The 25,007-nt window shown below is 56.6% G+C and carries 20 protein-coding genes; 8 read left to right on the top strand and 12 right to left on the bottom strand.

Going from position 1 to position 25,007, the window contains the following annotated elements:
- Positions 1 to 169: 169 nt before the first annotated feature.
- Positions 170 to 862 carry a response regulator gene (locus LAO21_07930; GenBank protein ID MBZ5552632.1) on the bottom strand — a complete coding sequence of 231 codons (693 nt, stop codon included), beginning with the start codon at positions 860 to 862 and terminating at the stop codon, positions 170 to 172.
- 614 nt (positions 863 to 1,476) lie between these two features.
- Here LAO21_07930 and LAO21_07925 point away from each other — a divergent pair.
- A complete protein-coding gene (locus tag LAO21_07925; GenBank protein MBZ5552631.1) occupies positions 1,477 to 1,695 on the top strand; it encodes a hypothetical protein in 219 nt (72 codons plus the stop codon).
- A gap of 31 nt (positions 1,696 to 1,726) precedes the next feature.
- On the opposite strand, the gene LAO21_07920 is transcribed toward LAO21_07925, so the two are convergent.
- From LAO21_07920 to LAO21_07885, 8 genes are all read right to left on the bottom strand, one after another.
- Complete coding sequence (locus tag LAO21_07920) at positions 1,727 to 2,242, bottom strand: HIT domain-containing protein (protein ID MBZ5552630.1); 516 nt, start codon at positions 2,240 to 2,242, stop codon at positions 1,727 to 1,729.
- Between the two features lie 26 nt (positions 2,243 to 2,268).
- The gene (locus LAO21_07915) at positions 2,269 to 2,595 is read right to left on the bottom strand and encodes an integration host factor subunit beta (protein ID MBZ5552629.1); all 327 of its coding nucleotides are present in this window, start codon (positions 2,593 to 2,595) and stop codon (positions 2,269 to 2,271) included.
- 175 nt (positions 2,596 to 2,770) lie between these two features.
- Entirely contained in the window at positions 2,771 to 3,613 is an 843-nt protein-coding gene (gene sppA, locus LAO21_07910; GenBank protein MBZ5552628.1) for a signal peptide peptidase SppA, read from the bottom strand.
- A 22-nt stretch (positions 3,614 to 3,635) separates the two neighbouring features.
- Positions 3,636 to 5,360 (bottom strand): 30S ribosomal protein S1, encoded by a 1,725-nt coding sequence (locus tag LAO21_07905; GenBank protein MBZ5552627.1) that lies wholly within the window; start codon positions 5,358 to 5,360, stop codon positions 3,636 to 3,638.
- A gap of 352 nt (positions 5,361 to 5,712) precedes the next feature.
- A complete protein-coding gene (gene ispH / locus LAO21_07900; GenBank protein MBZ5552626.1) occupies positions 5,713 to 6,576 on the bottom strand; it encodes a 4-hydroxy-3-methylbut-2-enyl diphosphate reductase in 864 nt (287 codons plus the stop codon).
- 602 nt (positions 6,577 to 7,178) lie between these two features.
- Positions 7,179 to 7,931, bottom strand: a complete 753-nt coding sequence (locus LAO21_07895; GenBank protein MBZ5552625.1) for a FliA/WhiG family RNA polymerase sigma factor — start codon at positions 7,929 to 7,931, stop codon at positions 7,179 to 7,181.
- Between the two features lie 501 nt (positions 7,932 to 8,432).
- A complete protein-coding gene (locus tag LAO21_07890) occupies positions 8,433 to 10,160 on the bottom strand; it encodes a response regulator (GenBank protein MBZ5552624.1) in 1,728 nt (575 codons plus the stop codon).
- Positions 10,161 to 10,411: 251 nt separating this feature from the next.
- Positions 10,412 to 10,978 (bottom strand): hypothetical protein, encoded by a 567-nt coding sequence (locus LAO21_07885; GenBank protein MBZ5552623.1) that lies wholly within the window; start codon positions 10,976 to 10,978, stop codon positions 10,412 to 10,414.
- A 490-nt stretch (positions 10,979 to 11,468) separates the two neighbouring features.
- Here LAO21_07885 and galU point away from each other — a divergent pair, with 490 nt between their 5' ends.
- The gene (galU, locus tag LAO21_07880; GenBank protein ID MBZ5552622.1) at positions 11,469 to 12,371 is read left to right on the top strand and encodes a UTP--glucose-1-phosphate uridylyltransferase GalU; all 903 of its coding nucleotides are present in this window, start codon (positions 11,469 to 11,471) and stop codon (positions 12,369 to 12,371) included.
- A gap of 162 nt (positions 12,372 to 12,533) precedes the next feature.
- Positions 12,534 to 13,787, top strand: a complete 1,254-nt coding sequence (locus tag LAO21_07875) for an energy transducer TonB (protein ID MBZ5552621.1) — start codon at positions 12,534 to 12,536, stop codon at positions 13,785 to 13,787.
- 502 nt (positions 13,788 to 14,289) lie between these two features.
- On the opposite strand, the gene LAO21_07870 is transcribed toward LAO21_07875, so the two are convergent.
- Together LAO21_07870 and LAO21_07865 are read right to left on the bottom strand one after the other, a co-directional pair.
- Positions 14,290 to 15,123, bottom strand: a complete 834-nt coding sequence (locus LAO21_07870) for an outer membrane lipoprotein-sorting protein (GenBank protein MBZ5552620.1) — start codon at positions 15,121 to 15,123, stop codon at positions 14,290 to 14,292.
- Between the two features lie 101 nt (positions 15,124 to 15,224).
- Positions 15,225 to 15,989 (bottom strand): hypothetical protein, encoded by a 765-nt coding sequence (locus LAO21_07865; protein ID MBZ5552619.1) that lies wholly within the window; start codon positions 15,987 to 15,989, stop codon positions 15,225 to 15,227.
- 266 nt (positions 15,990 to 16,255) lie between these two features.
- Here LAO21_07865 and LAO21_07860 point away from each other — a divergent pair, with 266 nt between their 5' ends.
- From LAO21_07860 to LAO21_07845, 4 genes are all read left to right on the top strand, one after another.
- Positions 16,256 to 17,407 (top strand): alanine--glyoxylate aminotransferase family protein, encoded by a 1,152-nt coding sequence (locus LAO21_07860; GenBank protein ID MBZ5552618.1) that lies wholly within the window; start codon positions 16,256 to 16,258, stop codon positions 17,405 to 17,407.
- A gap of 48 nt (positions 17,408 to 17,455) precedes the next feature.
- Positions 17,456 to 19,144, top strand: a complete 1,689-nt coding sequence (gene serA / locus LAO21_07855) for a phosphoglycerate dehydrogenase (GenBank protein MBZ5552617.1) — start codon at positions 17,456 to 17,458, stop codon at positions 19,142 to 19,144.
- Between the two features lie 346 nt (positions 19,145 to 19,490).
- A complete protein-coding gene (locus LAO21_07850) occupies positions 19,491 to 20,756 on the top strand; it encodes an inositol-3-phosphate synthase (protein ID MBZ5552616.1) in 1,266 nt (421 codons plus the stop codon).
- A gap of 120 nt (positions 20,757 to 20,876) precedes the next feature.
- Positions 20,877 to 22,790 carry a TonB family protein gene (locus tag LAO21_07845; protein ID MBZ5552615.1) on the top strand — a complete coding sequence of 638 codons (1,914 nt, stop codon included), beginning with the start codon at positions 20,877 to 20,879 and terminating at the stop codon, positions 22,788 to 22,790.
- Here LAO21_07845 and LAO21_07840 read toward each other — a convergent pair.
- On the bottom strand, positions 22,774 to 23,202 hold the full coding sequence (locus LAO21_07840) for a hypothetical protein (protein ID MBZ5552614.1): 429 nt from the start codon (positions 23,200 to 23,202) through the stop codon (positions 22,774 to 22,776). The two genes, LAO21_07845 and LAO21_07840, sit on opposite strands and share 17 nt — an antisense overlap.
- Positions 23,203 to 23,228: 26 nt before the next feature.
- Here LAO21_07840 and sdhA point away from each other — a divergent pair, with 26 nt between their 5' ends.
- Positions 23,229 to 24,977 (top strand): succinate dehydrogenase flavoprotein subunit, encoded by a 1,749-nt coding sequence (gene sdhA / locus LAO21_07835; GenBank protein MBZ5552613.1) that lies wholly within the window; start codon positions 23,229 to 23,231, stop codon positions 24,975 to 24,977.
- Positions 24,978 to 25,007: the final 30 nt, after the last annotated feature.

Below are 25,007 nucleotides of genomic sequence, written 5' to 3'. Positions count from 1 at the left end.
AGCTCCGTCATTCGAACAACGACCCGATGATCGAACCTCGCCTGACAGCGTACCTTCGGGGGCCCATTGAGTGTTTCAAGAGAGGAAAACGGAGCTGAGCCCGTTTCTCGTCAAAAGCCGGATGAAGCCTTGTCCCCGGCCGCCACCCAACTGGCCGGATGGAGATCCATCATTGCTTTCGAGCCCAGCTTGCTGCCGACGGCCCCACGAATTCAAAGCCATGACAGTTGGGGCCGATGACTTCGTCGTCATCATTCCACACGACCCGTGCCCGCGCACAGGGAATCATCCGGCCCGGCCGGGCGGCGTCGAGCTGGAAGAACTCCACCTGCTCGCCCACCGGGATTCGAACGGGCAGCCGCATCAACGCCCCGGTCCGGCTGACGTCGACGGTCTCTGCTCGCACTTCATACTGGTGGTCGAGGGAGTCCTTACTGCGGATCACGATGGGAACCTTCATGCTGACGCGCGGGGCCCTTCGACGCTCCGACGAGGCCGCTTCCAGCGCAAGCTCGATAGACTTGGAAATTTTCTCCGCTGAAAACGGCGGCTCGATGTAATCCAGGGCACCCATTTCCTTGGCCATTCCCCACACCGCTGCCCGAGGCTTGGCCCCCATCAACACAATGGGGATTCGCTTGGTCTGGGTGATGGATTTCAGAATCTCGCAGAGCATAAAACTGCTCATCTGCGGCATGGACACATCCAACAGAAGACAACTGGGATGGTCAAGGACGGCTCGACGGATCGCCTCATTCCCCGACCGAGCCATCAACACATCGAAGTGAGGGGAGAAAGTCTTGTCAATCAAGTCCCCCATCCGGGATTCTCCATCAACAACCAACAGTCTTTTTTTGTCCATGCCCGCCTCCCGGGAAATACCGCAACCGTCGAAAAAAACGTGATGTTTGCCTTCTCTACTCAGGACCTCAAATTCGAACTTTACTATTCAGAACCGCTCTGCGGAGGGACCACAGACGCACCCTTCCGCGACAATTGGCGAGTTAAGACTATGTCTAAATTGTTTCAATAGTTTCTCAATCCGGAGAGTAACTTTGGGCCCCGGCGCGATGAGGGGGGGACTGCCTAAGGGGCCGTATCGGCCGGTTCTGAATGCCCGCAAGCCGGGGTTTTGTCGTCCGGAAGGACGGCTGCCCCGTTCGAGGAAGGGTCGAGAGGGGAAAGGCTCAGACCTTGACTCTGCCCGAGGGGAGGGAAATGAGGCCGGTTCCGGAGGCGTACCGAGGATATTGCGAACCGTTTACCTCGTGAGGTGACTCTCCACCGGGAAGGATTTGCCCCCTGGCACAACAGGCCACAATTATACCTTCCCGTCACAATTGCAGGGGATTATGTACTTATAGTTAAATGCAGCTGTCTTCAAGTTTTTGTGACGAATCGGCGACATCATCGCGATGGAGAATCAATGGTTCGAGGCGAGAACAAAACAGATTACAGCGAAGGGGAACAACGCATATGCAGCAGAAACCTTTCATTCGAGTAAACCGACCCTCCGATTCGGTTCTCATCAATCTGGCGAACGTGGTCCGGGTGGAGTATCGCCCGAAGATCGAAGCGAGGGACGCCAACCTCGTCCTGCGGCTGGCCGATGGTCAAACCCAGGCGTTGAATGGGGCCGCGGCGGAAACGGCGTTCCATTATCTGGAGCAATTCATTGGGGTGGCGCTGGACTGAGAACGGCGGAGTGCGATGAGACGCAGGCAGGTCAGGTTGGCCGGGCAAGGAGCGGGAACAACTTGTCATAAGTGGTTTCGAGCTCTTCCGGGAGCAAGCGCGTCTCTCCAATGACAGACACGAAATTGGCATCCCCCACCCAGCGGGGGACCACATGCAGGTGCAGATGTCCTTCCACCCCCGCCCCCGCGCTTTTCCCAAGATTGAGGCCGATATTGAACCCATCCGGGTGGTAAGTGTCGCGGAGCGCGATCTCCGCTCGCTGGGCCAATTCCATGAGTTCGGCGAGCAAAGGCACGGGGCAGGACGCCAGGTCCGCGAGATGAGCGAATGGGGCGATCATCAAGTGACCGTTGGTGTAGGGATAGCGATTGAGGATGATGAAAGACTGGCTGCCTCGATAAAGCACCAGCCGTTGCCGGTCCCTGGCTTGTTGCTCCCCACGGGTCCCCTCGCCGGTCGATGCCGCGAGGCAAAATATGCATTCGGCGCCGGCTTTAATTGCACGAATGAATTGGTAGCGCCAGGGAGTGTAGAGATGATCCATTCGGGTGGGGTCACCTTGGGGCCGGATTAAAGCGCCACATCTCCCGCAGGCGTGGCGGCCCGGGTTGCCTCGGACGTCTCCTGATTTACCAGATCCTTCAAGTCCTTGCTGGGCTTGAAAAACGGAATGGTCTTGGGCGGCACTTCCACTTTTTCACCGGTCTTCGGATTGCGTCCCGTGCGGCCGCGCCGCTGGCGGGTCCGAAAACTTCCAAAGCCTCGAATCTCGACTTTGTCTTTGCTGCGCAACGCTCCCATGATGGAGTCAAAAATGGTCTCGACAATGACCTCTGATTCTTTCCTTTTCACCTCGGTGATACGGGAAACTTCTTCCACCAAATCCGCTTTCGTCATTGTTCCTCCCTGGCGGTTTCCTGTTGGAGATGATTCCGGATTCATTTTGAATAAACCTCCCCCGCGCTGTCATGCCAGCACGTTAACGAGCACGGCCCCGGCCCCGCGACCGGGGGCTAAATGGTTATCCCCGCGGTGCGGACCCGCAGGTCCGACGGCCCCGGGCATGCGACCTTTAGGATCCGGGGCGCCACAGGTACTGCAGAGGTGCTTCTTTAGACAGATGCTGAAGCGGCCCGGGGACCAGCGAAGAGGCGTCCCCGAACAAAACATCGTACAGCGACTGTTTCGGTTTGGTCGCCCGGATAATCTTCGGCTCCCCTTTGATCTTGGCCAACTGAGCGGCGGCGTCGATGGCATCCTGCAAATCGCCTACCTCGTCGATCAGCTTGTTTTCTTTGGCCTCACGCCCCGTGAAGACGCGCCCGTCGGCCAGCCCCTTGACAGCCTCCTCGCTCATCTTCCTGCCCTTTGCCACGGCTTCCACAAACTGGCCATAGGTATCGTCGATGAGATGCTGCAGGTAGGCTCGTTCAGCGGGCGTCAGGTCGCGGGCGGGATCGCCGGTATCTTTAAACTCCCCGCTCTTGACGACCACATCTTTCATTTTGGCCCATTTCAAAAGGTCTTCGTAGCTATACCACTGAGCGATGACGCCGATGGAGCCGGTGAGGGCGCCCGCGTTGGCCACCACCTTGTCGGTGGCACAGGCTGCGTAGTAAGCGCCCGAGGCGCCGATCGAGGCGATCGAAGCCACCACAATCTTCTTTTTCTTCATCCGGACACGATTGATGGCCTGATAGATCTCCTGCGACGCCGCGGCGCCACCCCCGGGACTGTTGATGCGCAGCACGATGGCCCGGACGCCGGAGTCCTTTCCGTACCGCTCCAGCTGATCGACCACGGGCTGGGAATCGAAGATCGCGCCGTTGAGCTCGACAATCGCCACCTTGTTTTCAGCAAAGGAAAAATCGGAGCTCTCGTCGGTCGCAGCCAACGAGAATCCACAGAACAACATTGGAATGTTGGTCGCTCATGATCTAGTCACCGCTTGATCCCTTATCGGATTTCTTGTCCGTCTGAAGCTGCCCCACCAATTCCTCCATGCGGGTCCTGGAAGCCTCCTCGGTCTGCGCCTGGTATGTTTCCAAGGCCTTGCGGTCCATGTCGTCGATGGCCCCGCGCTGGCTCAATCCGATCTTGCGCTCTTCCAGGCTCAACTTGATGATCTTGAATTCATATTCCTTCCCGGCCGCCACGGTGGTTCCCGCTTTCTCCTGGGTCTTTTCCTTCTCTTCAAACTCAGAAAAGTGGCACAGCCCCTCCAGGCCCCCACCCAGATCCACAAAGGCCCCGAAAGAGGAAACCCGGGTGATCTTTCCTTTGACCACGTCGCCAACTTGATGTTTCTCGACGAACTCCTGGAAGGGTTCGTTCTGCAGCTGCTTCAGACCCAGCGATAACCGGCGGTTCTCGGCATCGATATTGAGAATCACGGCCCGCACCAGATCGCCCTTTTTCAGCACCTCGGAGGGATGCTTGATGCGGCGTGTCCAGGAGAGATCGGACACATGCACCAGCCCATCGATCCCTTCTTCGATTTCAATGAAAGCGCCGAAGTCGGTCAAATTGCGCACCCGCCCCTCGACCTGCGTGCCGACGGCATAGCGGGAGGCCAGCGTCATCCAGGGATCGGGTTCCGTTTGCTTCAAGCCCAACGAGAGTTTGCGTTCCGGGATGTTGAGGTCGAGCACCGCCACTTCCACTTCATCCGCCACGTTCAAGATCTTGGAGGGATGCTTGACCCGCTTGGACCAACTCATTTCGGAGACATGAATCAATCCTTCCACTCCCTCGGCCACCTCGACGAAGGCCCCGTAATCAGTGAGGTTCACCACCTTCCCCTTGACGCGTGCCCCCACCGGGTGGTTCTGGGAAAACTCCACCCAGGGATCCGGGAAAAGCTGCTTCAGACCGAGTGAAACCCGGGCCTTCTCGCGATCGAACTTCAGCACTTTGACCGTTATTTCCTGTCCGACATGGAAGGTCTCCTGGGGAGACGGGGGACGTCCCCAGGAAATATCCGAGATGTGGAGCAATCCGTCCACTCCCCCCAGATCCACAAACACCCCGTAGTCGGTGATGTTCTTGATAATGCCGTTGACCACCGCCCCGTCCTGTAAATTTTCGAGCACGGAGGCGCGCCGCTTCTGGTTCTCTTCCTCCAGCACCACCTTGCGCGACAACACAATATTGCCACGCTTTTTATTCATCTTGATGACCCGGCACGCAATTTCCTGCCCTCGAAAGGAGTCCAGATTCTTGACCGGCTTGATGTCGATCTGGGAGCCCGGCAAAAAGGCCTTGACGCCAATATCGACCGACAATCCACCCTTCACCCGTTCAAGAACGATGCCTTTGATAATGGACTGCTCGGTATAGGCCTTTTCGATGTCGTCCCACACCCGCATGCGTTTGGCTCGCTCGTGCGACAGCCGAATGGCCCCTTCCATATCCTCCGCATGTTCCAGGAGAACGTCAATCAAATCACCCGGCTTGACGGTCACCTGACCGAAGGCATCAATGAATTCTCCCAGCGGGATCACGCCTTCCGATTTGAACCCGACATCCACAATGACATCGGTCCGCGTCACCTTGAGCACGGTGCCCTTGAGGACATCGCCTTCTTCGGCCACTTTCCACCCGCTGTAGGATTCCAGTAACTGTTCGTAACTTGCAACCGATCCGTTATTCTCTGAGCCCATGTTTTTCTCGCCTATAGAGTTCTGCTTTGGCTGCGCTCCTCCTTTCGGCTTGTCGTCCTGCCGGCTGTCCATTTCCCCTGTTCCTCCCACCGAACCCTCTCGACGGGTTCCTATTCTCCAACTCCCCTCGCGAAGGGTCTCGTCAAAAACCCGCCGCGATGAGGGTTGAATCTCTTCGAGAGTCCCTGCTTCGGCAGGAAAACTTGCTAAAAGTGCGGACGCCATCGAGGTTCATATCCCCATTAAAGGGAGTGAACATCCTCCCGCAGCTTGACTGGACGCCTCCCCTCCAACTTCGCCGCCCAATCATCGAGCGCCCCTCGTCGGCGATGGCAATGCGGGTACCCAGAACCTAAGTGACTGCGGAGTGTGTGGGGAGATTTTTCAAACGTTCCACCACGTCGGCGATAATCCAGTCCGGTGTCGAGGCGCCCGTGGTGATGCCAACACTCTGAACATCCTGAAAATCGATTTCCTCGATTTCCTTTACCTCTTCAATATGATACGTTCGCGGTTGAATCGACTTGCAGATTTCAACAAGCTTGTTGGTGTTCGCGCTGTTCCGACCTCCCACAATTATCATCACATCCGCCTGGCGCGCCAGATCGGCGGCAGAGCGCTGCCGGACGAACGTGTCATCGCAAATCGTGTTGAAAATCCGAACCTCATTGGCCTTGTCTGAGAGCTTGGAGAGAATGGCATTAAACTTCCCCACATTGAACGTGGTCTGCGCGATCACCCCCAATTTCGGATGAAACTTCAGCTCGTCGGCCTCCTCCACCGTCTTGATGACGGTGTAATTGTCGTTCACAAAACCGATCACCCCTTTGATCTCGGGGTGGTTCTGATCGCCCACAATCAGAACATGGTATCCGTCTTTGCTCAGTTGCGAGGCGTAACTTTGGGACTTGGTCACGTAAGGGCAAGTCGCATCAATGAGCTTATCCACGCGTTGCCTCAACTCCTCCATGCGCTGGGGGGCAAGCCCATGGGTTCGCACAATGACCGTCCCGCTCTCAATCTCATTCACCTCATTGGCGACGGCAACCCCTTTGATCTTCAGACGGTCAATGACCTGGGGATTGTGAATCAGGGGGCCAAAAGTGTACACTTTCGACCCTTCGCCGCAACCTTGCGCCACCACGCGCTCCGTCATCTTCATGGCGCGCTTGACGCCAAAACAAAAACCGGCTTCCGCAGCAATCAGGATCTTCACAGGGATGGCGAGTTCTCCTTCACACGATACAGCAGCAAACTATACTTAAGGGACTGAGGGGAAGTCAACATCTATTTGATTTAATGAGAGTTTAACAAGAATCCCGCATCCGGTTTCCCGCCATTTCTATCTGACGGAAAGGCTTGCCCGTAAGGCGGAATCGGGGTCTTGTGCGAAGGAAGAACCTGACCCAAAGGGTCTGTGGGAGCGGGAGAGCAAACCTAGACCCCTGCTCAAAACCTCAACAAAATGAATAAGGACTCTGGTTCTTGAAATCAACCCCCTCCCCATGGAGACATTGTCAGTTGGTGCATTGGGGGGCTATGGAGACCGGTCGGGAGGGTCCAAACCGGGAGGCCGAATAGAACGTAGAGCCTGCCGACTGACCCCGATCGAACCACCCGCTGGAGGTTCTCGACCCCCGGTCAAGGGTGGTGTCTTCTGTGAAGCTTCAAGTTCGGGACCCGATCTGGAGCGCTGGAGAGACCCGTAGACTTCCTAAGGAAACCGCGTCTGAGGTGGGTCATCCCGCTGGGACCCGGAGCGGGATGGGAGTAGGAATTGAGTTCGAGGAGACGCTAAAGAATCGAAGATCTGAAGATCTATTGAGTCTGGCGCATTTCCGGAACTGAGTTCTTGAGCCGTCTGCGAAGCAGGAACATCGCTTTTTGCCGCAATTGCGAAACGCGTGATTCGTTGACGTGCAGGACGGTTCCAATCTCCTTCATGGAAAGCTCTTCGTAATAATAGAGGGCGACGACTAAGCGCTCTTTGCGGGGCAAGCTGTTAATGAGCCCGCCGAGAAGGCGTCGCCATTCGGACCTCTCGCAAATCAGGTGAGGGTCAGAGTTTTCAGAGGCCGGGAGGAACTCGATGAGGTCCTTCGCTTCACCCCCGTCCTTGTCGTTCGTGACAACCGGCTGAAAACTGCCAAAGTTCAAACCTTTTACCTCATCTAACATTCGCTGATATCCATCCAGTTTCAAACCCAATGCATGGGCGATTTCCCGATCCTCCGCCGCGCGACCCAACTTCTTCGATAGTTCCCCCGTGGTGCGTTCAAGTAACCGCTCTTTCTGACGAAGAGAGCGTGGGGCCCAGTCGAGTCGACGAAGGCTGTCCAAAATCGCTCCCCGGATCCTCAACTCGGCATAAGTCTTGAATTGAACATTGTGAGCCACATCATATTTTGAGGCGGCATCGAGGAGACCGAGAACTCCGGTATTGATTAAATCATTCGAATCAATCCATTTCGGCAATCGCATGGCGATGCGGTGAGCAATAAACCGGATGAGGGGAAGGTGTGTAAGAACAAGCTGTTCCCTCTGCTTCCGCGACCTGAGAATTTGCGGCATCCTGGGCATGGATGAACCAATACGATTTTGACGGAACGTCATATTCCTGACACTGTGGTGTTCATTTCTTGACGTCTGCAATTCTCTGCGATTCGCTACCATTTTATTAACCTCATTTGAATCAATTTATTACACAATATCGTCAATCCTTCATTTGTTATCCGTCTAGATCGACAGGGTGAAGAAGAGCAGAGTTGCTTCCAAAAAATGCCTCATTGTGCGGTAATGCATTCCAGTCCATCAAATGAGACTTTCAAGATTGAAAAATTCTCAGTTTTTGGACCCGGATTGGACATTCAGTCCAAGGGGGCCCACCCGAATCCAAGGGGCTCGGCAGGACCATGACGACGCTGAAAGGGTCAATTGGTTCTGTGAGGGGACTCCAGGGGAGTCTTCGGGGTGTGTTTGAGCCCGGCCCATCGGGCGTCTGAATGGAGGGGTTTATTATCGGGGCAAAGGAGTGCCAGGAATCATCTTCCCGCATGGAACCATCAGCCGGTTTTATGATGTGGTCTCGACGGCGAGAAAGGTTCCATCCAGGGAGCTTCGAACCATCCTTGAGATATCAGCGAGGCGATAGGGCTTTTGAAGAAAACCGCACTGGTAACGTTGGAGTAGATCCTGCACATTTTCGGAGGGCGAGTGACCACTGGTGAGCAGGACTTTCAGCTGGGGTTTGACTTCGCGCAACCGGGTCAGGGTTTCATGCCCGTTGAGCCGGGGCATTTGGATATCGAGCAAAACAAGATCAAAGTTCTCCTGCTGGGTAATGCGATTGAGGGCTTCATCTCCATCCGGGACAGCGACCACTTCATAGCCAAGTTCAGAAAGAAGTTCCACGGTCGCTTCGCGCACCAGGGTCTCATCGTCCACAACCATGATACGTTCCGGGCGGTGGGCGGGCATCGTTTCCGGAACCGCTTCCAAGACGAGTTCCTTCTGGGTCCGGGGAAAATGGATCTTGAAGGTGGTCCCGACGTTGAGTTGACTTTCGACATCAATGTGGCCGTGGTGATCTTTTACCAGGCCAAACACCATACTCAAGGCGAGTCCCATCTCCTGGTTCATCCCGCCTCCGTCAAAAAAAGGATCAAAAATCCGATGAAAATTGTCGGGTGCGATCCCTCGACCCAGGTCGCTCACCGCCAGTTGCACGTATTCGCCCGGTTTGAACCCGCGGTAATGAATGCTGGACGAAGCTTCCAGGGAAATGTTCTGAGTCGTCAAGCGAAGCACACCCACTCCCTTCATCGCCTGCTGCGCGTTCTTGCCGAGGTGAATCAGGATCTCTTCCAGTTGATTGTGGTCCGCCTCGATATTCCAAAGGCCGGGGGCGAGGTCGGTTTCGACTCGAATCCCGGATCCCAGGGATTGTCGCAACGAGTCCAGGCAGTCCACAATGGTCCTGTTGAGATTGACGACGGTCATGTGGGCTGGCGTGTTGCGAGAAAAAGACATCAATTGTCGGGCGAGTGTGACACCGCATTGGGCCGACCGATCAATCGAGTCGAGCAGGCGAAGTCCCTTCTCCTGCTCACTTGAATCGGAGGGATTCTGGGTCAGGTAAAGGCGGAGCATTTCCGCGTTGGGAAGAATTCCACACAGGATGTTGTTGAGATCGTGTGCCAGCCCGGTGGCGAAACTGCTGATCGTCTCGAGCTTTTCAATCTGGATGAGTTGGACTTCCATTTCGCGCTGGCCACTGACATCCCGGAAGGCGCCCACAAATCCCGTGACCTCATCCTCCTCGTCTCTAACAACCGCCACGGTGCTGCTGAGGAGCCGTTCCTCCCCATCCCGGCGTCGAATGGTCAATTCAAAGTCTGAGACCGGACCGTTCTCTGCGGCGTCTTGCATCAATCGTTTGAGTTGAGCGGGATGACTGAAGAGCGCCTGGATGTGGCAGGCGGACTTCAACTCGGCAAGATCCTCGCATCCCCACAAATGGAGGACCGCCTGATTGGCGAAGAGGATTTCACCCCGGATCGACCACTTCATCAAGCCAATCGGAACCGACTCGATGAGACTTCGCAGTGCAGCCCCCGGCGCGTGGGCCTTCCGCAATTCTTCGTTCAAATTTGCCGTCATCTGTCGCAGTGCGGCGACCAGGGGTTGCAACTCCGGGTCCTTCAGACCCTCGAGAGAAGCGTTTAAACTCCCTCCCGCAATCTCCTTGATCACAGCGGTCAGGGCTTCCATCTCCGTTTTTCTTGAGAAACCGATCTTCATTCTGTCTCTCTTTGGATGCACTTCCTGCGGGCGACTCCCAACCCGACTTCACCGCAGGGAATTCGGGCTGCTTAATCTAAATTATCGGCTAATCGTGGCAAAAACTTCACGAGATTAGAAGATGGGTGGAAGAAACAGGAAGGATCCGGCCATTCACCGTCTTAAGGGACACGCGACCCGCCAGGAGATTTCGCCATTCCCCGACGGAAAAGAACCTGCAATTCCACCGCGTGAAAAATCAAAAGCCCCCGTTAAAGGGTCCCTCGAACATCAGGGCGGGCCCGTTCAAAACGCGCTGCATGGGCCGTTTCAAGGCCGGGGAAGACGTACTCGTTCCGGGCAACCTTGGCGCGGAGAACCCTTCGCATGATCTCGTGGCAGACACACATTGTCCCTCGTTTGGCCCCGTACATCGTTCCTCCGACGAAAGCCACCGACAAAACCAACCAGATGGCGATGTAGAGGGAATCGAGGATAAGTCGAGTGAGTTGGGCTCCCGGGATCAAGCTGGCTCTCGAGGTCGAGGCAGAACGCCCCGCGGGCGTGTCTTTTCCGTCGACAGGCATCGCGGTGCGCGAGGAATCGGTCAGGCCGTTTTCCGCCTCACTATCCGATCGAAAGATCACGTGCTGGGCCAGGTAAAGGTCAAGAGCCACGGAACTCGCCAGCGCCAGAAAAACCAGCATCACCAGGGCCACATTGACCCAGCGGCGGCTTTCGGTCACCACATGGAGGGCCCGTTCCGGTTCCGTCTTGCAGAGCGAACAACGCTCGAAATCTTCGTTGTTCAAGGTGCCGCAGAGCAGACAATGGGTCATGGCGCAGCCTCCTGAGACCTACAGTGGACACGAAACCTATTTGCAGTAAAAGTGCCGAACAACTCTTACCGAAGAGGACTGTTATGAAAGGCGAGGCAGCAACCCCATCAACCCATCTAAAGTGTATCTCACAAGAGGGTATTTTCAAAACCCTTATTTCGGCGACTCTACCCCCGAACCCGCTCCTCCTGCCGGAATTACAGGCCTCGTGGTTCGCTTTATGAGTCTGTGCTGTATCCCCGCGGCTCCGCCCCCTGCCTTCCTTGACATCCCTCCGGGCCAATGATAGGTTTGCGAACGGTTCCATGCGATAGATTTACAGGGGCGGGATCGCGGCCCAGGAGGACCCTGGCCCGAGTATCGTCACGGGAATGATCGGATTGCGAGATACGAGCGATCGCGGGCCTTCATATCAGGAGAGTCCTGCTCTTAAGCGGGCTTAATTGGTTCCCATCGTTGAAAACCCATCCCCTGGAACGGAGGTTGGATCTTGTCTGAAGCCGCCAAGCACAACCACTCACGCATTCGGAAGGCAGTTTTTCCTGCAGCCGGACTGGGCACGCGCTTTCTTCCGGCGACCAAGGCACAACCCAAAGAGATGTTGCCGCTCGTGGACAAGCCCATCATACAGTACGTCATCGAAGAGGCCGTGGCTTCCGGCATGCAAAACATCATCATTGTCACCGGCCGCGGCAAGAACGCCATTGAAGATCATTTTGATGTGTCGTATGAGTTGGAGAGGATTTTGGAGGCGCGCGGAAAGACGGAGTTGCTCGACCAGGTCCGCTCCATTTCCGAACTCATTCATGTTTCTTACGTTCGACAGAAAGAGGCGCTTGGCCTGGGGCACGCGATCCTCATGACCCGCGAACTGGTGGGGAATGAGCCCTTCGCGGTGTTTCTCGGCGACGACATCATTGAATCCAAAACGGCTTGCATGAAGCAAATGATGGAGGTGTATGACCGGCTCCATGGTGCGGTCGTGGCCCTCGAAGAAGTCCCCCGGGAGCAGATCTCGCGCTATGGCGTGATCGAGGGCGCCCAGGTCGACCAGGGAGTGAACCGCCGGGTCTTCAAGGTCCTGAACATGGTGGAGAAGCCTCCCCTTGAGTCCGCGCCATCCAACCTCGCCATCATCGGCCGATACATTCTGCCACCGGAAATTTTTGATTGCCTGGAAAGAACGCGGGCCGGCGCCGGAGGCGAAATCCAGCTCACTGACGGGTTGAAGGAGTTGCTGAACCAGCAACCCATCTATGGATATCAGTTTGAAGGGAAGCGGTATGATGCCGGCGACAAACTAGGGTTTCTCAAGGCGACGGTGGAGCTGGCCCTGAAACGGGACGACCTCGGTGTCCCCTTCCGCGAGTACTTGCGGTCGCTCAAATTGTAAAATCTTGTCCGGTCCGCGCACAGGCAAGTGGCATAGTGGCATAAATTGTGCTAAACTTTGTCTTGGGAAATCCGATCAGGAGATTTGTTGTTCTCGCGGAGGCAACGCGGGAAGGTGCAGCGTCATCCAAGATATAAAATTCTAGGGAAGGCTCGGGAACAAATGGCCAATCTAAAACAGCAAAAAGCTGTAGTCGAGTATCTGGGTTCGCGACTGGAAGCCTTGCGCAATCTCCCGGACAGCCCTGAGAAATCGCAGCACCTGAAGGATTTGGAATCCGAATATGAAAGCGCACGCCAGGAACTAACTCAACTGGAAAGCCTGGCGGGGCCGCAAATCGAGTTGCATGAAGTCCCCGAGCTGAAACTTACCATAATCGAGCCCCCCTCACGATGGAAATCCTTTAAGGAAAGCCTCAGCATCTTGATGAAGCCCAGCGCCCCGTTGCCCAAGGAGTTAGAGGGGGACGAGTCGATTGGCATCAACAAAGTTTTCATGGACGAGGAGCCGTGGTATAAAACGCTTCCAGATGCCATCAAGGGATACTTCTCCAACGAGAAACCGGATTACCACATCACTGCCCAGCCGGTGGAGGTCCCCGACATCTGGGCGGACTACAAGCTAAGCAAAGCCTCCCCGGTTTATTCGGTGGTGTTGCATGTCGTTCTGCTTGTGCTTCTGATTTTCATTGGGAGAAAGCTCGCGGCAGTAGTCGCGCCCCAAGTCAAGCAGGTCGCCGAGATTATCTTCGACTCCCCCTATGACAAGATGGTCCCTCCGGATGCAAAGAAAGCCGGCGGAGGCGGAGGCGGCGGATTGCGCGATCCCTTGCCGGCGAGCAAGGGAAAACTGCCGAAGCTGGCCACGGAGCAACTGGTTCCACCCACCCCGAAGCCTCCCGTCGAGGATCCGAAACTTCCCGCTGAGCCCTCGGTGATGGTACTGGCACAGTTACCCAAGTTAAATCTCCCTAATTATGGAGACCCGCTGGGACAAAACGGACCGCTCTCTGCCGGCCCCGGTTCGGGAGGGGGAATTGGTTCAGGGACGGGACATGGAGTGGGTTCCGGAAGCGGTCCGGGGGTCGGGCCGGGCGAAGGCGGCGGCAGTGGTGGAGGTCCATTTTCACCCGGTCGTGGCGGGGTATCCATGCCGCAATGCGTGGAAAACTGCTCGCTGAAACCGCCCTATAGCGAGGAAGGCTACAAGCTCAAGATCCAGGGAACGGTGCTGGTGCAATTCGTGGTGCGCTCAAACGGCAGCACGGACAGCTTCAAAGTGCTTCGGGGCCTCGGTTACGGACTTGACGAGGCTGCCATTGAAACCGTCAGAAAATGGAGGTTCCGTCCCGCCTTGAAAGACGCTCGAGCGGTGGATTGTTACGCCCAGGTCGAGGTGAACTTCCGGCTGTTCTGACGGCACCCATTTTAAGAATTTCGCAATGAAGGAGCACCCCGATTTATCGGGGTGTTTTTTTTTGACTCTCTCATCAAAACCGATTCACCCCCGAATCCCGAAGTTGAATGCCATGATCAATGTTGGAGGAAGATTCGGATCCGATTAGGAGGTGCTTTTCGAGTAGCGCTTTTGTCTCTTGAGGCCCGAAGGGCTGTGGCGCCGTGGTGCGATCCCGCGCGTTCTCAGCGTGTCGAGGATGACGTCGGAATGAGAATAAGCATCAGATCTCAGGCCCGCAGGGCCGAAAGATTGTGGCCCCACCTGAGCTCCGTGCTCCTTGCGGAGCGAGGGTGGGGTACCCATCTCCCCAAAGAGATCCGAGCCCCGCGTGCGGGGCGAAAGAATCGGTCGAATCGATCTTAGGACAATCTACAATCCGGGAGCCCTGCGGGCCTAGAGCGAAAGCATCGGAGCCCATTCTCCGATGAGGACCTGCCGTGGAACCTGGAGTTGCAGAAATCTACTTCGGCTTTTCGAAGAAGCTGTCAGGCACTCCGGGGTTGACTTTAAAATCACTGAAAGTAGTGGTGGATGCGGCACCCGGCTGGATGGAACGAACCCGCGTCGGAAACTGGATCCCGCCAAAGGCCCGGTAGTCCTCATAACGCAAATCGTACCTGTTCACTCCCCGGCCCTGTTTGGTTTCCACTTCTTCCTCGTACTCGAAACGCCGGATCAGAAAAGTCTGGGGGTCCAGCGAGATCTCTCCGCGAGCAAAATTCTTCCCCAGAAAACCGCTTGTTCCGATGACCAGATAGCGCACGCCCTCGAGGCTCCTCTCCCCTTCCGCCCAGAATTTTGTCAGCCGATCAAAGATATCAAAGGGCTGTGATTGTAATTGCGTCGAAATCTTGAGAGGTTCTGCATCGCCGGCCGTTAATTCAATGAGGGTCTGCTCACTCTTCAGCCAGGCGCTCGTGCCGTTGACAATCGTCATGGCAAAAAAATCTGAACCTGTCACCTCACTTCGGAACTTATCGGTGTCCTTGTAATACACCTTGAACTTAACCGGCTGGCCCTGAGGTCCCGAAGACTGGCTCGCAAAACTCAAGTCCGTGATCGCCGCCAGACGTTCGTCTCCGCCATACGCCGCGATAGAACGGGCAATCCATTGCTTCGCCTCTTCGACATGGGCGGGATCGTTCTCCCAGGATTTCTCCTTCGCCCCTTCTCCGGAACGCGGTTTCGTCTGCCCGGCGGCAACCTGAGCCGGACCGGGAAAAAGGAGGCCGAGGTACAGCAGAAGGCCAAGCAGCACTTTTGTGCCGTGCGTAATCAATCGACCCGAGTGCATGCAACCCTCCAGAAATTCAATCCTTTCGCCTCACCCAGAGAACGAAAGCCGCTTCGTAACTTCCACCTTGTCAGGGGGCGCGAAGAAACTCTTCACCCCAGTCACCGGATCGGATCGAAATAAGACCCGGTGACCTTTCCATTCACCTCAATTTCAGTAAAAATATCCTCGCGCTTGCGCAGGCCAGCCTGGTACTGCGCCATTCGGTAAGGCCAGCGAAGGGCGCCGACTTTGCGAAAATTCAAAAAGACGTCGGTTGTTTCGATGGGGTTCCCTTCCGCGTCAATGTCCGCGTACACGGCACGAAGCGGCAGGTGGGTCTCAGCATCAAAATAGAATCTCGTGGAATTGCCGGAGCCATCCTCAAAGACGACCACATCCGCCTTGACGCCCTCGACCTCCTCGCGGGCCACGATGCGCATTTTGGCGCCCGGGGCATTGACGTGAAACAATGCCAGAAGCCCGCGGGTCAAAGCGACCTTCATGGAATCCGCAATTCGCTGGTTGATGTTGGAAGGATAGGGGTTCAGATTTTCCATGCCCCATCCCACTTTCCCGTTAAAGGCCTGGATCATTTTCAAGGGTTGCAGATTGACATCGACCCGATATTTGTCCGGTCGCAAATAGACATACTGGGCTGAACCTTGAAACTCGCGGTCTCCGGCCGCCACCCGAGTCATTCCCAGCATCGAGAGACTCCGGACCTGATCAAAGGCCGCTGGCCCCCCCATCGCCGCGATAGCACTGTTCATGAATTTCCTGCCTGCCGCTTCGCTTTCCTGGTCATTCTCGCCGAAAGCGAGGGTCTGGCCTCCAGAAAATGCCACCCCGGCGGCGAGAGCGATCGTCAGGGCCCATCGAGTCAAAAGGGTTCTCCTCGGACCGAAGCCAATGAATAGTTCCCGCAATTGCTTCATGAAAATCCCACTCCGGAGTGGTTCATCCTTGAAGGATTCAGATGCATTATAAGGTCATGGTTTGTATTCCCAAGTGATTTTTTCGCTTGAGGTTCAGGGGGCGTTGCCGGGTAGGATCCGGGCCTCTCTTTCCACCCGATTTGAATTTGACAAGCACGCCTCCTTACTCGACAATGTCTTTCAACTTCCAACGGCACGCATTCACAGGAGAGGTCATGTTTAAGACGCGGATCATGACGCCGGGGCCGACGCAGTTGCTTCCCGAAGCGCAGGCGGCGATGGCGGGCCCGATCCCCCACCACCGCACGGAGGTCTTTCGAAAGGTTTTTTCTGAAACGCGAACCCTTCTCCAGAACCTCTTTGATACTCAAAATGAGGTGTTGATTTTTGCCTCCTCGGGCACGGGCGCGATGGAAGGGGCCATGGCCAACCTGCTCTCGCCCGGCGACCGGGCCCTGATCATTTCAGCGGGCAAGTTCGGAGAGCGCTGGACTTCCATCGCCCGGGCTTATTCAATCAACGCGGAGGTCATCTCCATCCCTTACGGTGAGACCGTCGATCCACGAAACGTCGAGGAGCATCTGAAAGCAGATCCTCGGATCAAGGCCGTCTTCGTGCAGGCCACCGAAAGCTCCACCGGCGTCCGCCACGACATTGAACGGCTGGGAGCGATCGTTTCCGGGCATCCCGGAACCTGTCTGGTGGTCGATGCCATCACCGGGCTGGGTGTGATGGAGGTGGCGACCGACCGCTGGCACCTGGACATCGTCATCGGCGGCAGTCAGAAGGCGACGATGTTGCCCCCCGGCCTCGCCTTTGTCAGCGTGAGCGAGAAGGCCTGGGCCATGATCCGGGATTCGAAATCGCCGCGCTATTATTTCGATTTCCAGAAGGAGCGAAAAAGTCAGACCAAGGGCGAGTCCGCTTTCACGCCCGCCATCTCGCTGGTGATCGGCCTCCACGCCGCCCTGAATCAAATCCGCTCTTTTGGTCGCGACCGATTGATTGCCAATGCCGCCCTGCTGGCTGAGGCCTCTCGCGCCGCGGTGCAAGCACTCGGTCTGAAATTGTTCGCCCGCTCGTCGCCGAGTGACGCCTTGACAACTGTTTGTGCCCCACCGGGGATCGACTCAGGCGAAATTGTGAAGGCCTTCAAGGATCAATTTGGGACCGTGCTCGCCAACGGGCAGGGCGAGATGCTAGGAAAGATTTTCCGCATCGCCCATCTCGGCTACTACGATTTCTATGATGCCATCGCCACCATCGCCTGCCTGGAAATCATCCTGAAAGAACGGGGTGTGGCGATCGAACTGGGAGCCGGCGTGCGAGCCGCACAGGAGGCGTTCCTCAATCACCCGCGGCCCTGAATTCCCGGACAGAGGTCCCCCGCGGACGAAGGCCGTGTTCGAATTCCTATGAAGATTCTTATTAGTGACAAAATCTCCAAGCTCGGAATCGAGCTGCTCCAGCGCGAGCCGGAATTCCAGGTGGATGTAAAGACCGACCTCTCGCGGGAGATGCTGATGACCGCCATCCGCGAATATGATGCGCTCATCGTCCGCAGCGCAACCAAGGTGACGAACGAGGTCATCGAACAGGCGAAAAACCTCAAGGTGATCGGCCGCGCCGGCACGGGCGTCGACAATGTGGACGTCGAAGCGGCGACGCGCCATGGCATCGCAGTCATGAATACCCCCGCCGGCAACTCCACCAGCGTGACGGAACACGCCTTTGCCCTCATGCTCGCCCTGGCCCGCTCGATCCCCAACGCCAATGCCTCTCTGAAACAGGGCCAGTGGGACAAGAAATCATTTCTGGGCTCCGAACTCAAAGACAAGTTTCTGGGCATCATCGGGCTGGGAAAGATCGGCGTTGAGGTGGCCCGCCGCGCCCTCGCCTTCAAGATGCGTGTCATGGCTTACGATCCTTACGTGTCCGAGCGCATTGCCAAGGATCTGACGGTCGCCCTGGTCCCGTTGGAGATCCTGCTGCGGGAATCCGATTACATCACTTTGCATCTGGCGTTGAGTTCCGCCACTCGCGGGTTCATTGATTCAGCCAAGTTGAAACTGATGAAACCGACCGCGAGGCTCATTAACTGCGCCCGGGGCGAGGTGGTCGACGAAGGGGCGCTTTATGAGGCGCTGGCAGCCGGAAAAATTGCCGGCGCCGCCCTCGATGTCTTTGCCGAAGAACCCCCTAAGAACCGGAAACTGCTGGAGCTTTCCAACCTCATTTGCACCCCTCACATCGGCGCCTCCACGGTAGAAGCGCAGGAAAACGTGGGCATCGAAATCGCCGCACAGGTGCGCACCTTTTTGAAGTCGGGCGTGGCCCAGAATGCCGTCAACCTTCCTTCTTTGACCCTGGAGGAGTTTCATAAGCTGGAGCCATTTCTCCGCCTGGGCGAGCGCATGGGAACTTTTCTTGCTTCGATCGTGGAAGGCCGGGTGAACGAGATTGGGATCCGTTATTACGGGGAGCTGGCGCAAATCAACACGAGTATCATTTCAAATACCATCGTCAAAGCCTTGCTCTTGCCCATTTCAGACCGTGTAAATGCCATTAACGCCCGGGCCGTCGCGGAAGAGCGCGGGATCACCGTCGTGGAATCCAACAGCAGCCGGCAAAGACATTTCTCGAACCTTATTTCGCTGAAGCTGCGATTGACGGATGGTTCCGGTCCGATGCCGCAGGAAGCGAAACGCGGGAGGGTGCTGACCCCGGAGGGCGGAGGGAGCACCCTGGCCGCCCCACCTGAGACACGGGAGGAGTGGGTCGAAGGAACCGTCCTTCTCGGCCCGACGGGTCTGTTGAACGAATCGGCTTGCCGGCTTGTGTCGGTTGACGGGATCGACCTGGAAGCCCCTCTGCGCGGCACCCTGTTGTTCTTCAGGAACGAGGACACCCCGGGCGTGGTGGGGCACATCGGGACGACGCTGGGCCGAACCCATATCAATATTGCCGGTTTCGCGCTGGGGCGTGATGAGAATACTCATACGGCCATCGGGGTGGTCAACATCGATGATGACGTGTCCCGCGAAGTGCTGGAGGACATTTGTCATTTTCCGGCAATCCGATTCGCCCGTGTGGTGAAGTTGTAGCGGCAAGATCCCCTTCAAAGAGAAGGTTTATACTCCATGTCTTTCGGCTCCAAGGAGCGTCTGGATTGTGTGGGTGCATCGGCGAGTTGGCCTTCGCGCGTTGGCTTTCACCCGCGTCGTTTCCGGAGGCCTCCAAATTTAAGGTTGCAAATCGGGACGGATTCCCCCATCATAGCCAATCGTTTTCTGAAGTATTTCTTCATCCCAACTCATCCTCCGCCTCGAAGGGCAGTTGCTTCTTGCCGGCGGACACAACATCTCAATTAAAAATCATGTTCGACCTGGAGAAATCATCGTGATTAAAAAAGGAGTAAAGATCGCGCCCGCCAAAGGCAAATTGGGCGTCCTGATTCCCGGCCTGGGGGCCGTGGCCACCACATTTATCGCGGGGGTTGAGTCCATACGCAAAGGGCTCGCCCGTCCCATCGGCTCGTTGACGCAGATGGGCACTATTCGTCTGGGGAAACGCACCGATAACCGCGTTCCCGCGATCCGGGACTTCGTGCCCCTGGCTGACCTCAACGACCTTGTGTTTGCCGGATGGGACATCTTTCCCGATAACGGGTACGAAATCGCCTGCAAAGCAGGGGTCCTGGACCGGGAGTTGCTGAATTCGATTCGAGATGAATTGGAGCTGCTTCACCCCATGAAAGCCGTCTTCAGCCGCAGGTATGTCAAGAAGCTGGATGGCCCCAACGTGAAGCGAGGCAGGAATAAGTGGGAATTGGCCCAGCAGGTCAAGGAGGATATCCGCCGGTTTCAAAAGGAAACCGGGGTGGACCGCACCGTGATGGTGTGGTGCGGCTCCACGGAAGTGTTCCTGAAGCCGAGCGACGTCCATTCCTCACTGGCAAAGTTTGAAAAGGGGTTGAAGGCCAATGATCCCAAAATTCCTTCATCCATGGTCTATGCCTACGCCGCCCTCTCCCTCGGCATTCCCTTTGCCAATGGCGCGCCCAACCTGACCATCGACATCGAAGCGATGCGCCAACTGGCACGGAAAAACAACGTCCCGGTGTGTGGGAAGGATTTCAAGACCGGACAGACGCTGATGAAAACGATCCTCGCCCCGGGCTTCAAGGCGCGCATGCTGGGGATGCATGGATGGTTCTCGACCAACATCCTGGGAAATCGTGATGGTGAAGTGTTGGATGACCCGGAGTCGTTCAAAACCAAGGAGGAGTCCAAGCTGGGCGTGCTCGAACACATCCTCCAGCCCGAGGTTTATCCCGAGTTATACGGAAAGATTCACCACAAGGTGCGCATCAATTACTATCCGCCCCGGGGCGACAATAAAGAAGGCTGGGACAACATCGACATTTTCGGCTGGCTTGGCTACCCGATGCAGATCAAAGTGGACTTCCTGTGCCGCGATTCCATTCTGGCCGCGCCCATCGTTCTCGATCTGGTGCTTTTCCTCGACCTCGCCCGTCGCGCCGGGATGCGCGGCATCCAGGAATGGCTGAGCTTTTATTTCAAATCACCGATGTGCGCGCCGCAACTTTACCCCGAACATGACCTGTTCATTCAGCTTATGAAGCTGAAGAACACCCTTCGCTACATGCGCGGCGAGGAGATGATTACTCACCTGGGTTTGGAATATTACGATTAGAGGACTACACAGACCTTGCCGTAGGGGCGCACAGCGGTGCGCCCCTACAACTCCTTGTAATCCAAGCCGCTTGCTGTACTCCCCTCCCTGCCCTTTCCATGCCCCCCGAATTGTGATTAAATGACCCGCATGATGGGCGGTCCGGACACAAATTCCCCGAACCCGGAATATCACCGGGCTAAAGACGGCGGCGTGGTCGACCATATCAACCAACTCCGCGAGCTGTGGCAGGTCGTCTCGGACAGGGATTTTGAGCTGAATTACCGCAGCAAGTATTTTGGCGATTCCGGCATCAACCGTGGTGAGGCTCTTGAATTACTGCATTCCTGGGAGCAGAGGATCCTCGCTCGCCGCCAAGCGCATGAGGCGGCCCCCCTCCGGATTTTGTGGGAGGTCCCTTCGATCCAGCGGTTGATGTGGCGCCATCTGGTGGAATTCTTCATTCACCCCGGGACTCCTTCGTTTCCCCTTCCGATCACGGCGGAGCCGGCCCAAGCCAGGAATGTCATCGTTCGCGATCATTTTCCGGGCTTTGGAGTCATGTTCGCCGTCGGGATCCAGGTGGCCCTGCTGTTTATCTCAGTCAACCCTCTTACTCAGCACGCGTTTCAAAAACTCGATGAACTGCGTAAGGAACATTCCATTACTTATTACAAGCTCTCAGAATTTCTTCCCGAAGTCTTTTCCCCCGACACGAATCAGGAACTGCCAAAAACAGCGGTACGAATTCCAAAAAGGAATCAGACCATCGTTTCCAATCCGCCGGAGCCGGACAATGATCTCCAAACCATCATCCAGCCCGATGCCCCCAAGCCCCTGGATATGGCGGAAATCAAGCTGCCCAATATTATTTCGGTCAAGCCCGAAGTGGCTCGCCCCTTTGAACCGCCGATGCCCACTCTGGTGCCCGGATCCCCGAATGCCTTGAACCTCCCCAAAGAACTGCTCGTTCCGATTTCCCCCGCCTTGCCCCCGGAGGCCGACGTGGGCCGAAGGGCGCTCGCTGATATCAAGATCGCTCAATCGGAGGCGTTGAATCCGGAGCCGAAGTTAATGCTCAAACCGAATGCGGAAGTGCCTCAGGTGGAGACACTCCCGCCGACGAGTTTCGGAAACACGTTTGCCAGCGTTCCCGTTGCGAAAGGCCCGGACGCCGTCCCCACGGTTACTCCCGAGATCGGGCGATTCACTAATGTGGATATGCCGAACCTCGTCGTGTTGAATGTCAACCCGGCTCCCCCCGATAAGGACGTGAAAGTCCCTCACGTCTCCAAGGCGGCCTCCTTCGGCACAGAGGAAGGAAGTGGAAATGGCGGGAATGGGGGCGGGAAGGCGGGGGCCTTGAACATCCCCAACGTCACGGTGACCGGTGGAGGCCTGACGGAACCAGGCGCGGCGGTCGTCCAAACACCCAGGCTGCCACCCCAGGTGGCCGCCAATATTCCTCCGAAGGATCGCACCGCGCCTACCTCCACCCGGGAAGGCGCCAAAGGCCAGGGCAACCCTCCGGCACTTGTTCTTCCGAAGCCGCGGAGATTCAGCGTCGAGCAAAGTCCCCAGGTGCCGTCGCCCGGCAGCTCCAGTGAGGCAAGGAAAGCCCCGCACGGCCAGGCCGAAAAAAGAATCTATACGGCGTACCTGAACCTGGCCAACCTTTCGAGTCGAAGCGGAAGCTGGGTGATGCGGTTCTCGGAATATGAGGACCCGACCCTGAGTGCTTCGCGAGACCCGATCCCGGCCGGCGACCCTGATGCGGAACTCAGCGCCCCCCGCTTGCTTCACAGTGAACATCCGAAGTATCCATCCTCCACCATCTACGAAAAGGTGGAAGGGGATGTGATCTTGAGTGCTGTCATCCGTCGTGACGGCTCTGTGGACACCATCAAAGTGGTTCGCAGTGTTGACGAGCGGCTTGACGACTCCGCCGTCGAAGCGCTCAAACACTGGCTCTTCAGCCCCTCGCAAAAGAACGGCCAGCCGGTTGATGTCCTCGCAGAAATTACCATCCCATTTTCACTCAAGAGAATCCTGTAGTTCCCATTCCGGCCGGGCCGGGATCAAAGCCCGATTTCATTAGGAAGCCAGGAAATCGGGGAATGGGTCGTCGATGGGAAGCCAGGCCCGGCGTGCTCATCGGATTCTCTTCCGATTGAAGGATTTTAACTTTCTGTATTCCTGGTCTCCTCATGAAGAGCTTTTTGCCGTCGACCCAAATTCTAAAGATAAGCGCCTGATCAAGAGGCCATTCTTGTTCGCCGAATGGAACGGCCCGAGCGCCGTTCTCTTCCAAATCCCTCCCCGGGAAAATGTTTGACATCCCAACTCCCGTCATGGAGAATTGGTTTTTGTAAGGGGAAGATGCTGTTCCTCCTGGCTGCCAGTGATTTCCTCTCGTTCCGGGCAATCCTGACCATGTGAGAAATTCCAAATAAGCAATCTTTTTCATGATCCCTCGTCATGGAGAACTCGTAGATGGCAACCCCACGATTTATCGTTGTCGGCGGCGGGTTGGCCGGTCTGATGGCCACCATCCGAATCGCTGAGAAAGGGTTCAACGTCGATTTGTTCTCGACGGTCCCGGTCAAGCGGTCCCATTCGGTGTGTGCCCAGGGCGGGATTAACGCGGCCAAAAACCTCAAGGGTGAGGGAGATTCCATTTGGCAGCACTTCGACGATACCATCTACGGAGGCGACTTCCTTGCCAACCAGCCGATCGTGAAACGCATGTGTGAAGCGGCCCCCGGGATCATCGATCTGTTCGACCGGATGGGAGTGACCTTCAACCGGACGCCGGAAGGTTTGTTGGATTTCCGCCGTTTTGGCGGCACCCGGTTTCACCGCACCGCGTTCGCGGGCGCCACCACCGGTCAGCAGTTGATTTACGCGCTGGATGAGCAGGTCCGCCGTCATGAAGCCGCAGGCCTGGTCACCAAGTATGAAGGATGGGAAATGCTTTCCGGGGTGATCGACAACCAGGGGATGGGCCGCGGGATTGTCGCCATGAACATGACGACCATGGAAACCAAGTCGTTTCCGGCGGAAGCCACCATCATGGCGACGGGTGGCATTGGGCTGATCTTCGGCCGCAAATCCACGAACTCCATGAATTGCACCGGATCGGCCGTCTCCTCCCTGTATCAACAGGGAATGCTTTACGCCAACGGAGAGTTCATCCAGGTGCATCCCACCGCGATTCCCGGCGAAGACAAGTTGCGTCTGATGAGCGAGTCCGCCCGCGGTGAAGGAGGCCGTCTGTGGGTTCCGCGCGCGGACAAGCCCGGCGGCCGCTGGTATTTCCTCGAAGAAAAGTATCCGAAGTATGGGAATTTGCTCCCCCGGGACATTGCGACGCGCGAGATTTTCCAGCTTTGCCTGGATGGGTACGGCGTGGACGGGAAGATGCAAGTCTACCTGGATGTCTCCCACATCCCGCGGGAGGTGCTGGAACGGAAGCTGGAAGGCATTCTTGAAATCTACGAAAAATTCATTGGAGATGATCCGCACAAGGTCCCCATGCGGGTTTTTCCGGCCATGCACTACACCATGGGCGGCATGTGGGTGGACGGGGAAAAGTTGATGTCGAACATTCCCGGGATTTTCGGGGCCGGGGAATGCAACTACCAGCATCACGGCGCCAACCGCCTGGGGGCCAACTCTCTGGTTTCCTGCGTCTTCGACGGCATGGTGTGCGGGGACGAAGCGCTCAATTATGCCAAAGGGCTTAAGAATGGCTCGGGTTCAGTTGCCTCGACGGTTTTTGAGACCGAGGTGAAACGGCAGAACGAAATCAGCGAGGCCCTCTGGAAGGCCGACGGAAAAGAGAGTCCCTATGCGCTGTGGCTCGAGATGGGCACACTGATGTCGGAAAACTGCACGGTCATTCGATACAACGACCGGCTGAAGCAAAATCGGGACGACCTCATCCAACTCCAAGAGCGATGCCAGAACATCCACTTGGATGACCAGTCCCGATGGTCAAATCAGGGCTTCCTGTTCGCGCGCGCGCTCAGGAATATGCTGCACCTCGCCCGGGTCATCAATCTGGGGGCGCTGCTTCGCAACGAGTCCCGGGGAGCGCATTACAAGCCGGAGTTCCCCGAACGCAACGATGCTGAATGGCTCAAGACGACCCTGGCGCGATTTGAGAACCGCGAGCCGAGAATTTCGTACGAACCGGTGGATACCTCGCTCCTTCCACCCCGGCAAAGAAAGTACGATTGATCTCAACCCGGTGAAGATTATTCCCGTGAG

The sequence above is a fragment of the Terriglobia bacterium genome (genome assembly GCA_020073085.1).
Taxonomy (GTDB): Bacteria; Acidobacteriota; Terriglobia; order JAIQFV01; family JAIQFV01; genus JAIQFV01.
Note: the sequence above shows the minus strand (reverse complement) of the source record. Positions and strands in the feature narration are given on the sequence as shown.

Bases quoted from the DNA above. Each gene is read 5' to 3' on its own strand.
- LAO21_07915 (MBZ5552629.1), bottom strand. From the start codon at position 2,595: ATGACGAAAGCGGATTTGGTGGAAGAAGTTTCCCGTATCACCGAGGTG.
- LAO21_07840 (MBZ5552614.1), bottom strand. From the start codon at position 23,202: ATGAAAAAGATTGCTTATTTGGAATTTCTCACATGGTCAGGATTGCCC.
- LAO21_07895 (MBZ5552625.1), bottom strand. From the start codon at position 7,931: ATGCCGCAAATTCTCAGGTCGCGGAAGCAGAGGGAACAGCTTGTTCTT.
- LAO21_07875 (MBZ5552621.1), top strand. From the start codon at position 12,534: ATGGCCAATCTAAAACAGCAAAAAGCTGTAGTCGAGTATCTGGGTTCG.
- LAO21_07870 (MBZ5552620.1), bottom strand. From the start codon at position 15,123: ATGCACTCGGGTCGATTGATTACGCACGGCACAAAAGTGCTGCTTGGC.
- LAO21_07885 (MBZ5552623.1), bottom strand. From the start codon at position 10,978: ATGACCCATTGTCTGCTCTGCGGCACCTTGAACAACGAAGATTTCGAG.
- LAO21_07890 (MBZ5552624.1), bottom strand. From the start codon at position 10,160: ATGAAGATCGGTTTCTCAAGAAAAACGGAGATGGAAGCCCTGACCGCT.
- serA (MBZ5552617.1), top strand. From the start codon at position 17,456: ATGAAGATTCTTATTAGTGACAAAATCTCCAAGCTCGGAATCGAGCTG.
- LAO21_07930 (MBZ5552632.1), bottom strand. From the start codon at position 862: ATGGACAAAAAAAGACTGTTGGTTGTTGATGGAGAATCCCGGATGGGG.
- sdhA (MBZ5552613.1), top strand. From the start codon at position 23,229: ATGGCAACCCCACGATTTATCGTTGTCGGCGGCGGGTTGGCCGGTCTG.
- sppA (MBZ5552628.1), bottom strand. From the start codon at position 3,613: ATGTTGTTCTGTGGATTCTCGTTGGCTGCGACCGACGAGAGCTCCGAT.
- LAO21_07905 (MBZ5552627.1), bottom strand. From the start codon at position 5,360: ATGGGCTCAGAGAATAACGGATCGGTTGCAAGTTACGAACAGTTACTG.
- LAO21_07845 (MBZ5552615.1), top strand. From the start codon at position 20,877: ATGACCCGCATGATGGGCGGTCCGGACACAAATTCCCCGAACCCGGAA.
- LAO21_07920 (MBZ5552630.1), bottom strand. From the start codon at position 2,242: ATGGATCATCTCTACACTCCCTGGCGCTACCAATTCATTCGTGCAATT.
- LAO21_07860 (MBZ5552618.1), top strand. From the start codon at position 16,256: ATGTTTAAGACGCGGATCATGACGCCGGGGCCGACGCAGTTGCTTCCC.
- LAO21_07925 (MBZ5552631.1), top strand. From the start codon at position 1,477: ATGCAGCAGAAACCTTTCATTCGAGTAAACCGACCCTCCGATTCGGTT.